This is a genomic window from Pseudanabaena yagii GIHE-NHR1 (assembly GCF_012863495.1).
GTDB lineage: Bacteria > Cyanobacteriota > Cyanobacteriia > Pseudanabaenales > Pseudanabaenaceae > Pseudanabaena > Pseudanabaena yagii.
The window spans coordinates 1,085,878-1,099,023 of record NZ_JAAVJL010000001.1 but is presented as its reverse complement, the minus strand read 5'-3'; the positions used below and the strand labels follow the sequence as shown (position 1 = coordinate 1,099,023).

Annotated in this window: 8 protein-coding genes and 1 tRNA gene; 6 read left to right on the top strand and 3 right to left on the bottom strand. The window is 38.3% G+C overall.

Going from position 1 to position 13,146, the window contains the following annotated elements; genetic code table 11:
• Nucleotides 1-350 precede the first annotated feature (350 nt).
• Nucleotides 351-1,718 (top strand): hypothetical protein, encoded by a 1,368-nt coding sequence (locus HC246_RS05240; RefSeq protein WP_169362472.1) that lies wholly within the window; start codon nt 351-353, stop codon nt 1,716-1,718.
• A gap of 126 nt (nt 1,719-1,844) precedes the next feature.
• On the opposite strand, the gene HC246_RS05235 is transcribed toward HC246_RS05240, so the two are convergent.
• Nucleotides 1,845-2,930 carry a YheT family hydrolase gene (locus HC246_RS05235; RefSeq protein ID WP_225902915.1) on the bottom strand — a complete coding sequence of 362 codons (1,086 nt, stop codon included), beginning with the start codon at nt 2,928-2,930 and terminating at the stop codon, nt 1,845-1,847.
• Nucleotides 2,931-3,154: 224 nt separating this feature from the next.
• On the opposite strand from HC246_RS05235, the gene HC246_RS05230 reads away from it, so the two are divergent.
• The 5 genes from HC246_RS05230 to HC246_RS05210 all read left to right on the top strand — a co-directional run bounded on the left by HC246_RS05230 (nt 3,155) and on the right by HC246_RS05210 (nt 11,828).
• The gene (locus HC246_RS05230) at nt 3,155-4,819 is read left to right on the top strand and encodes an iron uptake porin (RefSeq protein ID WP_169362471.1); all 1,665 of its coding nucleotides are present in this window, start codon (nt 3,155-3,157) and stop codon (nt 4,817-4,819) included.
• Nucleotides 4,820-4,875: 56 nt separating this feature from the next.
• Nucleotides 4,876-6,351: a CHAT domain-containing protein gene (locus HC246_RS05225; RefSeq protein WP_169362470.1), complete on the top strand. Its 1,476-nt coding sequence runs from the start codon at nt 4,876-4,878 to the stop codon at nt 6,349-6,351.
• A gap of 442 nt (nt 6,352-6,793) precedes the next feature.
• Entirely contained in the window at nt 6,794-8,269 is a 1,476-nt protein-coding gene (locus tag HC246_RS05220) for a CHAT domain-containing protein (RefSeq protein ID WP_169362469.1), read from the top strand.
• Nucleotides 8,270-8,543: 274 nt separating this feature from the next.
• On the top strand, nt 8,544-10,364 hold the full coding sequence (locus HC246_RS05215) for an iron uptake porin (RefSeq protein WP_169362468.1): 1,821 nt from the start codon (nt 8,544-8,546) through the stop codon (nt 10,362-10,364).
• A 6-nt stretch (nt 10,365-10,370) separates the two neighbouring features.
• Nucleotides 10,371-11,828 (top strand): CHAT domain-containing protein, encoded by a 1,458-nt coding sequence (locus HC246_RS05210; protein WP_169362467.1) that lies wholly within the window; start codon nt 10,371-10,373, stop codon nt 11,826-11,828.
• A gap of 37 nt (nt 11,829-11,865) precedes the next feature.
• On the opposite strand, the gene HC246_RS05205 is transcribed toward HC246_RS05210, so the two are convergent.
• Nucleotides 11,866-11,952: transfer RNA gene (locus HC246_RS05205), tRNA-Ser, on the bottom strand.
• Between the two features lie 154 nt (nt 11,953-12,106).
• The gene (locus tag HC246_RS05200; RefSeq protein WP_169362466.1) at nt 12,107-13,078 is read right to left on the bottom strand and encodes a GDP-L-fucose synthase family protein; all 972 of its coding nucleotides are present in this window, start codon (nt 13,076-13,078) and stop codon (nt 12,107-12,109) included.
• Nucleotides 13,079-13,146: the final 68 nt, after the last annotated feature.

Here is a 13,146-nt window from a genome sequence, read left to right as displayed (position 1 = left end):
AATCTACAAATGATTTAGGACTGCTATAGTGACAAAATCAAAAAGCCATAAACATAATTATTAGATTTTTAATATTTTTGGTTTATCTTCGACAAACTAAAAATATCCAAACCTTATTCTAAGGAAAAGGGTTGCCATTAAAATCTACAAAATTATTGGTTCTAAAATCTTTGCAAGATTTATCCTGTTTTCTTTTGCCTAAAACTTTTAGGAGAATTGTTCTCCCATAATCAAAGAAACTTTTAGATGAATTTTTGAGTCAATTCTTCAACACATCTTTTTTTGATTAGTATAATATTGATCAAACCTAATGTTTGAGAGATTTTACTGTTGCTTAGGAATATATCGGTATGGCACAGTTTTATAACCAATACGAATCTGAACATTTTCAAGAACAAGTTACAGATATAACTTCGGGTAGTCTTGAGCAAGCCCAACAGTATATCTATAATTTCTTTTTGGCAATTATCAAACATTATCAAGTTGATGATATTTTAAGGCAATTTGAAAGGCTGTTTATTAATTATGAAGAGATTGATAATGTTAATGCCTATAATGCTTTAGGTGAAATCATTTTTTATAGCAAAGAACATGAGTTTAAAAATACACTTTTGCGCTGTTGCTATATCCTCAATAACAACTGGGCACTCAATGGTAATATTAGCGCCTGCCAGAAATTAGTTGATCTTTTTTTGTCACATTCTATTAGTATTCCTACTAGGATTTATAAACTCAAAAAGCTAAGGCAATGGCTGCAAAACTTTGTTCAATCTGAAGAATATAAAACTTTGCGATCGCTCTCAGGGAGATCGGGAGTATACAAAAGCTATCATAATTGGAGCGAACGCTTTTCCTCTTACTTGCTCGTTTCAGAATATACAGATTTTAATAAGCCGCCAGAACAACGCCAATATGCAGAAATTTTGGCGCGTAAAATCAAAAAGCAATTTAAGTTTGATTTAGCCCTATATACAGCTAGGATTGAGTCTAAATCTGGATCTTCTAGCCAACGTCAAAATCCGACTACGTTAGGGGATGGCGTGCTGATTTTAATTAAAAAAGTATTGAATAAGCATGGTCATGAAGACTTAAGAGGGATCGCTAAGAGGTTTCGCAACCAAGTTGATGATATGACTTTTGCGGAATTTAAAGATTATCTACTCGACTATTTAGGTATTTCGAGAGATGACTTAGAGATTCCTGAAATCATGCGCTTAACTGTAGTCCAAAAGTTTAGGCGTTTTCAAGAACATCAAAATGACCAATTTATGAAGGGTAGCTTATTGCACGTAGCCTGCAATCGAGTTTTACAATATCTGTTATTAAATGAGCGTCGCCAGCCATCTGAGTTTTTACAGTTGTCCTTAGAGGGCAATAACTTTCTAGGATATGTGGTTCTATTACTGAAAGTTGTACTGATCTGTCCCACAAGTCGTTTGTATCTAGAAAGTTATATCGCGGAACTAATCAAGTTTTATGGTAACTATGATGAAGTTGAATGTCGCTATTTTATTAGCTTTTTAGATGTTTTAAATGTCACCTTGGCAATTTTTGATGAAGATACAGACTATAGCTTAGTGAAAATGAAAAATCTGGAAAATGATTTTCCTGATGTGAATCTAGACAACTATCGTGTTTTTTCGCAGTCAAAACGCTTAGCTGGTTTAATTGCTCAACCAATAGTTGAGCAGGATACTACCAAAACTCTAATTTCTTAAATTCATCTTGCTAATGAAACGTCAGTTCTGGATAATTTGAAATGGGCTTTGAAATTTACCAGCTTAACCCGAACTGACGTTGATGAAAGAGCAACCCGAAGGGTTGCTCTTTCATTAGCAAGATACTCATTCACTGGGAATGGAGTAGGATTCAATCCATTCAAAAATGCGGTTCCATGCCCACCAACGATCGCGATCGCCATATTGGTGTTGACATTTTTTGCTACTGACATAACCAACATGACCACCATATTGTGTGACCATCAGTTTAATCGCAGAATTTTCTTGAGCAATTTTTTCTAAATCTGCAACAATTGATGGGTCAAACATCGGATCATCTTGGGCATATAGGATGAGTGTGGGCTTTTGTAAATGTGGCATGAAATATAAAGGACAACTAGCATCGTAATATTCCTCTACCGTGGAAAATCCTAGTTTTGCGATCGTCAACTCATTATCAAATCCCCAAATACTATTAGCCCGCTCTACGGCATCTCGATCAATTGTTTCAGGATGTATTTTTGCCATACCTCTAGCCAATTTCTTCAGTTCGCGAGCGATCGCCTTTTCTAAGAATCTACCTAATTCATCCTTAACTAAATAAGTAAGCGATCGATTTGAGTCCACACTAGGACAAATCACTGCAACGCCCGCAATATCCTTAGATGTAATTGCTATATCACTACCCCAACTAGCGATCGTTTCACCAGCCTTAATTCCCCATAGAGCCAACTGTCCACCGAGCGAATATCCTGTTAGCCAAAATGGTGATGGACATCCTAATTGTTTCGTAGTATTAGCAATGCGAATAAAATCTTCGCCTTCATAGAGTCCATCTGATGTCAGGGTCGGAGAAAGCTCGGCAGTTTTACCATGGGCGCGCCAATCAAATAAAACTACGGCATATCCTTTGGCAAAAGCCTTACGACCAAGAATTTTGAGAAACCATTGATTATCGAGGTCGCCTGTAATGCCATAGGTTCCCACTATAGTTCCTTTCGCATTGGGAGGAATTGCGTATTTACCAAAAATAGGAACTCCATTTGCACCTATAAAAATATGTTCTTGATAAATAGGTTCTGGTTCAACCGTAAAGTTTTCCCACTTTTGGCTAACTCTTAACGCTACATACAGCGTCATCAGTAACCCATTAGTCAGATGCCAAGGTGGTGTGTAAAGCATATATGCTTCCTCATAATTTAGATGCGGCATTTTGAAATTCTTACTGTAGAATACCAGCGCATATAACGCTTTCCTCTCTATTAAAAGCCAGAGAAAACATTGAAAAGCTTGCTAATCAGGCTTTTCAATGTTTTCTCCAGATTAGATAAAAACTAAATAGACTGTATGGTGTTTTTCATACTAGTGAAGTAAGAGTTTGTTGCCTACAAAAGCCAAAATCTCCCAATACATTAAATTAGGATTGCTGTATACAGATGCAAATAATATTCAGGCTATTTTTTGTGGCTGGGGTAGGTTTACTATACATAGGCTTATCTCTCATGGGATTTGACAAACCAGCGATCGCCCAATCTCAGTTAAAGCCTATCAAGACTCAGAATTTGGAAACTGTGAATGCCCCTGTAAATACAGAGCAAGTGACATCAGTTTCTCAGTTGAGTGATGTGCGATCGCAGGATTGGTCATTTACGGCATTGCAAACTTTAGTTGAGCGCTATGGATGTATTGCGGGTTATCCTGATCGGACATTTCGTGGTCAGCAATCCATATCAAGATATGAATTTGCATCAGGGATTAATGCTTGCTTAGCTAAAATCAATGAGATCATGGCTACAGGTTTTGCAGATAAAGTTAGTCAAGCGGATATCGCTACTATCAAAAAACTGCAAGAAGAATTTGCCACTGAGCTATCGACCTTACGCGATCGCCTAGATAAATTAGCGACCAAAACTACTAAACTAGAAGCCCAGCAATTTTCCCCAACTACCAAACTCTATGGGCAAGCTATCTTGGGTTTACAAGGACGCTTTGCTAACATTTCGGATGTTTTACCTAGAGATGGTATTCGTAATGTTGATGATGAATCTGACAAAGGTATCAATTTAACATTTGGTTATAGTCTTGGGCTAACATTTCTCACTCAGTTTGACTTTGCCAATCGCAATCTTTTATTAGTTAGCTTGAGTTCTAGTAATTTATCCCTTTTCTCAGGTTTGCCCTTACGGGATGCCTATACATTACTTGGCTACGAAGGCAGTAGTAATAATCAATTCTCACTCTCTGATTTGTCCTATAGATTTAAAGTTAGTGATAATGCTGCTTTAATTATCGGAGCCGCAGGAGTAAGTCCTAGTGCTGTATTCCGAGGACCTAACCGTTTTGAAAGTTCTGGAGCAGGCCCGCTATCTGCCTTTGCTCAACGGAATCCCATTTTAGGGTTGGGATCTGGAACTGCGGGTGTAGGATTTGACTGGCAGTTGAGCGATCGCATCAGTTTACAGGGAGTATACGCTGCTGGCGATCCTGCGAATCCTAATGATGGTGGATTATTTGGTGGCTCCTATGTCACTGGTTTACAAACTACATTGATGCCTACAGATAATGTTGATGTGGCGCTTTATTATCTTCATGCTTATACAAATGGCGGTTCTCTTAAGACGGGTATTGGTGATAGTGTAATTACCTCCTCTAGCGCCTTTAACTTTTTAACTGATGCAATTGGTGCAACCCTTAACTGGCGGATCAATCCCTATGTAACCGTAGGAACTTGGGGTGGATATACATCTTCTAGTGCAGTGATTGGAACTTCAGGGACAGTGGACACTAGGAACTGGATGGTTTATCTCAATTTCCCTGATTTATTTAAGCAGGGAAATCTGGCTGGTATTTATGTGGGACAACCTCCAAAAATTACGAGCAGTACTTTAGAAGAAAGGAATCTGCCTAGTGCTATTGGTTTGCCTACTTTCGGTGCAGGTGGTCAGCCTGATACAACTACCCATGTTGAGCTATTCTATCGCTATCGACTGACAGATCATATTACGATTACTCCTGGTTTAATCTTCGTCTTCAATCCTCTCCAAACAGCAACCAGTGATGCAATTACGATAGGTACGCTTCGCACAACTATCTCATTCTAAACAAATATCAAAATGCGCCTTCTAAATAAATTGCGACTATTGGATAGAAGATATTTATGAAAAAAACTTCTTTGTTTGTTAAAGTTGGGTTTATAGCTGCAATCGCTATATTTTGTAGTGTGAATTCCGAGGTACAGCGCAGTATTGCTCAGTACGATTTCCCGATTGATTCAAATCCACCTAAGTTGCCGCAACCACCTATAGTTTTCCCTCCAGATGGGGGACTTTGTGATCGCCTTACTAATAGTATCTGTAGTGGTACGCCGAAGAAACCAATAGATATTGTCCTTCGCAAAATTGACGACCAAGAAACGCAAGCTATTTGTGGCTATGCTGGCATCTGTCCTTCTACGCCTACGATAGATTTTGAGTCTATTCAAAAGACAATTCAAAGCTCCGAGCAAGCAACAGGTAGCCCAACCGCTTTGATCTATCTGGATACTTTTGATGACCATGTAGAAATTGTCATCGTCCCATCTTCAGGGAAGGAAATTCGTAAAAGCGTTCCCCTGCAAGACATTGGTCAAAAACAGTCATTCCTTAAGGAAGGCAGTAAAATTGCTGTCAATGTTACCCAACCTAATTTACTGACGGCTACAGTCCAAGATTTACTAGACGCACTTCAAGATTCTACTAGTCTGGATTACTTACCGCCAGCCCAAAAACTCTACAATTGGCTGATTCGACCAATTGATCAAGATTTACAAGCAACAAATATTAAGACGTTAATCTTTGTAATGAATGGTCCGCTTCGTGCAATTCCCATAGGAGTATTGCATGATGGAAAGCAATTTCTAGTTCAGAAATATGCCACAGCAACAGTACCATCAATGGGATTAGCAAATTTACAAATCCCCGATCGCCGTAATTCAAAAATACTCGTAATGGGATTAACCCAAGCCAAGCAGGGATTTTCGGCTTTGCCAAATGTAGAGGTAGAAACTAATGTAATTACCTCTAAACTTTTGCCAGATGGGGGGGATTTATTTCTGGATGATAAATTTACGATTGAAACTTTAAAGAATCAACAAAACAAGAAAGAATATGGAATTGTCCATATTGCTTCTCACGCTCAGTTTTTGAGTAATACGAGCAAAGGAGCGTTCATTCAATTTTGGAATCAGACTCTATCTCTTGATGATCTTCGCACACTTAGATCTGGTAAAGAGAGAATTGATATGCTAACACTGAGTGCTTGTCAGACTGCGGTTGGGAAAAATCTAGGTCTTGGTGGTACGGCTCTAACTTATGGGGCAAACAGTGTATTAGCTTCACTCTGGTCAGTAAGTGACGCGGGAACCACCCCATTGATGCTTTCTTTCTACAATTATTATCCCAAAGCAAAGAGTAAAGCGATCGCTATTCAGCAAGCACAATTAGATCTCTTAGAAGGAAGGGTTAGAATTGAATCAGGTCAAATTAAAGGCATTAGTAATTTACCATCAATATCCTTAAGTCAGATAACAGGAGATATTGATTTGAAGCATCCATACTTCTGGGCTTCTTTCATTTTGGTTGGTAACTGGTTATAAAAATTAAATTTTCAATACTTTTTTCTTAACTTACAGCCTGTGAAAGCTTGAAGTAATACAGAGAGACTTTTGAAAGCGCGGCTTTGCCGCGCTTTCAAAAGTCTCTCTGTTAATTTAGATCAATGTGCTGTGTTGCTTGATAGTGCTTTAAAAGCGCCATTTTGGATTATTTCCTAAAATACTGGAAAATTTTTGATAAATTTACTGCAACTTTTTATGCGTTTAGATAGTCATATATCACATAAGTTTGATTGCTTCAGTTACTTTGATTTTGACCATATTTCACTGTCAAAAAATAGCATCTATTAATTACGTATCATGATTATAAATAAAACTAAAGGGGGCATACTAAGCATATATATTCCCACAATATGATTGATAATTCATGAGCTAAGTAATTTGAATTTATCTATGTTGTTGTCCAATTTTGGAGGTAAATCGTATGGCTTATCAAATTTATGGGGATAAACGAATACCTTTGAAGTTATTGTCTTTCTCTGGACAGTGTTTATTAACTATAAGTTTAGTGTTAGGCTTTGGAGGAAAGGCGATCGCTCAGAGTACATTTGGTCCACCACCACCGCCACCACCTCATATTCCCACTACTGATATTCCCACTAATACTAATATCCCAACTAATACTGTTGACATTGTTCCTGTCGAGGCAAATTGTGAGCGCTTAGTAGGGGTATTCTGTAATCCTATTGAATTGCCACCTAAGGAGACTAGTGATATTCCTAAAATTGATACAAATATCACTAATGCCCTATGTGCGTATTCTAAAACATGTTCATCAGCCCCTTCTGTCAGCTTTAATTCAATTCAAGAAGATGTACAAACAGCTTCAAAAATCACTGATAGCCAGTCTTGGGTAATTTATCCTATTATTTTTGATGATCACATTGAGCTTATCGTTGTCCCTCCATCTGGTAAAGAGATTCGTAAAGTGAGTCCTAATGTTAAGCGAGATGAACTAACGGAAACAGTCCAAAGTTTTCTAGATTCCATTCGTGATCCTAGTAGCAATGACTATTTAGAGTCCTCTCAGAAACTATATAACTGGATAATTCGCCCACTTGATAGTGACTTAAAAGGTGCAAAAGTTAAAACCTTGATTTTTGTGATGGATGGATCGTTGCGCGCAATTCCCATAGGAGCATTGCATGATGGCAATCAGTTTCTAGTTCAGAAATATGCCACGGCAACAGTGCCATCAATGGGATTAGCAAATTTGAAAATACCTGATCGCCGCAACTCAAAAATACTCGTCATGGGATTAACAAAAGCTACCAAAGATTTTGTAGCTTTACCGAACGTAGAAGTAGAAACCAAGCTTATTTCCTCGAAAATACTGACTGAAAATGCAGATATATTTCTTGATGAGAAATTTACAATTGAAAATCTTAAGAAGCAGCAAAATACAAAAAATTATGGAATTGTACATATAGCTTCTCATGCTCAATTTCTAAGCGATGTCTCTGATGGTGCATTTATTCAGTTTTGGAATGAGAAACTTAAATTAAGTGATCTTCGTACAATCAGAATGGGAGAAGAGCCAATTGAAATGCTTACTCTAAGTGCATGTCAGACCGCAGTAGGAAAAAACTTGGGGCTTAGTGGAACAGCTCTAATTTATCGAGCAAAGAGTGTTCTCGCGTCATTATGGACAGTGAGTGATGCAGGTACAACACCGTTAATGTTGGATTTTTACAATTACTATCCTAAGGCGAAGAGTAAAGCGATCGCTATTCAGCAAGCACAATTAGATCTCTTAGAAGGCAGAGTGAAAATTGAAGGAGGAAAGATCAAAGGGATTGGTAATTTGCCAGCAATCTCTCTAAGTCAGGTTTCTGGTGACATCAATTTGAAGCATCCATACTTTTGGGCTTCCTTTATTTTGGTTGGTAATTGGCTCTAATAAATTGGATTGGTTTTTGATTTGGTGCGAGTTTGTGATAATTGAAATTACATAAGTAAAAGTCTTGGTTAACCAAGACTTTTACTTATGTATGTATAAAATTTACAATTTTACTCAGAATTGACGTTTTTATATTGTTTTATTGTAAATTGTTGTTTTCTAATCTAATAATTCTTGTTAAAATATCTCAATATCTTTTAATTGAGTTGTTAGATTTTTTGACAAAGTGATATAAATCTGCAAATAACTATATAGGCTTTTTGGAGCAAGCAAAATGAATTATGCGCTTGGCATCAATATTTTTCTATTGATTAAGATTTTTTCTAGAGGCTGGCAATGGGGGATAGTATCTGCATTTGTAATAATAAGTCTTTCCTCACAAGTAATTGCTAAGCCAATCTCCACAGAAAAGATAGATGCTAAAGCTCCATCAAAGGTTTTAAAAGATTCTAATAATCAAAAATTAAATACCCAGCTTACTCTAAATAAAATAGCTCCTTTTAATCCCGAAAATAATCTTTCGCAATCTGAGATTACACCAGTGTCTCAATTGAGTGATGTGCGACCAAATGATTGGGCATTTACTGCATTGCAATCTTTAGTCGCACGTTATGGATGTATTTCAGGCTACCCAGATAGTAAATTTTTAGGACAGCGAACAATTTCACGGCATGAATTCGCAGCAGGTTTAAATGGGTGCTTAGATAAAATTAATGAAATAGTCGCTGCTGGTTTAGCCAGTAAAGTCAGCAAAGATGATGTTAATACTATTCAGAAACTGCAAGAGGAGTTTGCAACCGAGTTATCTATTTTGCGTGGGCGAATAGTTTCGTTAGAAGAGAAAATATCTAAATTAGAGACACAACAATTTTCACCAACCACCAAACTATTTGGACAAGCTGTTTTCGGATTGCAAGGAAGATTACCTAATTCTGCTGATTTCAAAACTCGTCCGCAGCTTAACAATGGTAAGCCAGATTTAAGTACAAATTTAACATTTGGTTATAACATCAGTCTTAGTTTATTTACTCAGTTTGACTCTGCAAGTCGTAACCTTTTGGTTGTTGGCTTAAACTCAGCAAACCTCAATCTTGGTAATAATTCTGAGCAAATCTTACAACGTGGTTATACCTTATTAGGATATGAAGGTGATACAAATAACCAAATTAAAATTTCTGATCTTTCCTATCGTTTCAAAGCAAGCGATAATCTATCTTTTATTGTTGGTGCGGCTGGGGTAAGTCCAATTAGTGTATTTCGTGGTGCGAATCGCATTGAGAATTCAGGTACTGGTTCCATATCTGCCTTTGCCCAGCGTAATCCTATCTTAGGGCTTGGTGGTGGATCTGCAGGAATTGGGTTTGATTGGCAAATTAGCGATCGCGTTAGTTTACAAGGTGTCTATGCAGCTAACGATCCTGCAAACCCAGTTAACGGAGGGCTGATAGGAGGTTCTTATGTAACTGGGTTGCAAGCAACTCTCTCTCCCACCAATTCAGTTGATGTTGCGCTCTATTATCTGCATTCATTTTCCAACAACGGTAATCTCAACACAGGAATAGGCGATTATGTAATCACCTTCCCATTTTTTGATCCCACTATATTTTTAACAGATGCGATCGGTGCAACCATCAACTGGCGTATTAGTCCTTATGTTACATTGGGCGCTTGGGGTGGCTATACCAACTCTAATGCGGTAAATATTAGAGATAGTAATAGGAAGTTTTTCAATGACAATTCGGGTACGGTTGAGACAAATAATTGGATGGTTTATCTGAACTTTCCCGATCTGTTTAAACAGGGTAATCTCGCTGGTATTTACATTGGACAACCGCCCAAAATAACTAGTAGCAATTTAATATCTCGTAATGGCTACGATGCTAATATCCCTGGTGCTCTTGGCTTTCCTAATACAAGCGGTGCTGCTATTGGCGGACAGCCTGATACTACTACCCATTTAGAACTTTTCTACGTGCATCGATTGACCGATAACATCAGCATTACCCCTGGACTAATTTTTGTGTTTCACCCTATTCAAACAGCAGGTAGTGACACGATTACGATTGGTACTATTCGCACTACTTTCAGATTTTAGAAACTCATGAAATTATATTCGTTTGCCCAAAAATTAGGACTTGTTTTGGTTGGGGGAATAGGTTTTTTCCTGATACCATCAATTCAGTCAATTAAGTCTCAATCATTCTCTCCGTTTATAGCTCCTAGTCCTGGAACTTCAATTACAAAATCAGGACCTGTTGACACTTTACCCAAATCAGATTCGTTAACATGCGATCGCCTTACAGGCTCGATGTGTAATCTATCTCAATCTACAAACCAGCCTCGCAGTATAGAACAGCTAGATAACTCACAAACTAGCTTAATATGCGGATATACAGGGAATTGTTCTCCTTCTGATTTCCCTCCAATTGACAGTGAGTTGTTACAACAAACAATCGCGAGCATATCAACAGCGACTAATAGTCAAACAGTTGTGATCTACCCAGAGATTTTGGAAGATCGGATAAAAATTTTAGTTGTTCTACCGTCAGGGAAAGAATTCCGCAAAGTTGTTACTAATGTTAATCAACAGGATTTGACAGACACATTAGTCGAGCTTCTGAACTCTATTCGCGATCCTAGTAGTGAAGATTATTTACCATCAGCCCAGAAGCTCTACAACTGGTTGATTAGACCGATCGAAGTAGAATTGACTGAAGCAAAAGCTAAGACTCTCGTTTTTGTGATGGATGGACCATTAAGAGCGATTCCCATAGGAGCTTTGCATGATGGCAATAAGTTCCTAGTGCAGAAATATGCCACAGCAACAGTACCATCCATGAGATTAGTAATAAAGGACTTGCGGGATGACCTACAGTTACGCGATCGCCGACGTTCCAAAATACTCATAATGGGCTTGACAAAAGCAATGCAAGGCTTTTCTGCTTTGCCGAATGTAGCAGTAGAAACTCAAACTGCTTTAAAGATGTTTGGTGGCAATGAAAGAGTCTTTCTCGATGAAGAATTTACGATTGAGAACCTCAAAAAACAGCAAAATGCGAACAATACTAATTATGATATTGTCCATTTAGCAACTCATGCTCAATTTTTAAGTAATACTCCTGAAGGTGCATTCATTCAATTTTGGCAAAACCGCCTATCTCTAGAAGATATTAAAACAATAAGGTTAGGAGAAAACAAAATAGAAATGCTTGCACTGAGCGCATGTCAGACAGCCGTTGGACAAAATTTAGGCTTGAGTGGAACTATGCTAATTTATAGAGCAAAGAGTATTCTCTCATCACTATGGACTGTCAGCGATGCAGGAACACCCGCATTAATGTTATCTTTTTACAATTATTATCCAACAGCCAAGAGTAAGGCGATCGCCATTCAGCAAGCACAATTAGATCTCTTAGAAGGTAGGGTAACAATTGAAGCAGGAAAGATCAAAGGGATTGGTAACTTGCCAGCAATACCTCTAAATCAGGTTTCTGATGACATCAATTTGAAGCATCCATACTTTTGGGCTTCCTTTATTTTGGTCGGTAATTGGTTATAAAAAAATGACCCACGCTTAGCATGGGTCATTTTTTTAACGGAGAGAGAGGGATTCGAACCCTCGTTAAAGTTTCCCCTAAACAGCATTTCCAGTGCTGCGCCTTCAACCACTCGGCCATCTCTCCTCGCTTAATGTCACAGTAACTTTAAATAAGTTGCTTATTTCATCGTGCGGATTTTAATCATACCAAAGCTTGGTACATATGCAAGAGTTGGAATCGTAAAAAAGCAAATTTTTTTGATAATTTTTTTGTTTGCCCATATGGACAAATAAAAAAATTATGCAGCGTGCTGGCGATACCAAGCGATCGTTTGGTTTAAACCTTGTCGGAAACCTACCTGTGCGGTGAATCCAAAGGCTTGTTTTGCGCGTTCAACATCAAGACAACGACGGGGCTGACCATTGGGTTTGTCGGTTTCCCAGACAATCTCGCCCTCGTAGCCCATTAACTCAGCAATTAAATGAATCAAGTCCTTAATCGATATCTCAGAACCAGTGCCAATATTGACTGGCTCAGATTCGTTATAAATACCTGAGGCTAAGACAATGCCACGCGCTGCATCTTCAGAATAGACAAACTCTCTAGTAGGTGTACCATCGCCCCATACCGAAATAGTGCGATCACCTCTTTGTTGAGCCTCATAAACCTTACGAATCAGTGCAGGAATCACATGGGAGCTACGGGGATCAAAATTATCTTCAGGCCCGTATAGATTCACAGGTAGAAGGTAAACACCATTAAACCCATATTGTTGTCGATAGGACTGCAATTGTACGAGCAACGCTTTTTTGGCTACGCCATAGGGGGCATTAGTAACTTCAGGATAGCCATTCCAGAGGTCAGACTCTTTGAAAGGGATGGGGGTAAAGTTAGGATAGGCGCAGATTGTGCCAACACAGACAAATTTTTGGACACCAGCTTGATATGCCGAATGAATTAATTGCACACCCATCATCAAGTTGTCGTAAAACAATTCAGCAGGTTTTTCGCGATTGAGTCCAATGCCGCCAACATGTGCAGCAAGGTGGATGATTAAATCCTGACCTTGAACGACTTTTTCGCAAACTGCTAACGATCGCAAATCATGCTCTTTTGATCTAGGTACGGTGATTAACTCTGGATTAGCGCCTGAGGCAACGAGTTGAGAGATCACCTGCTTGCCTAGAAAACCAGCACCACCAGTGACGAGAATCTTTTGATCTTTGAATTGATCCTTTTTTAGTTGAAAAGTTGCTTGAGGTTCTGGCATAGAAATTTCTTTGAAATGAAAACAATTTGTAAAGATTTAAAGTAATTTAAAAGCCCTACTTTGTAGGG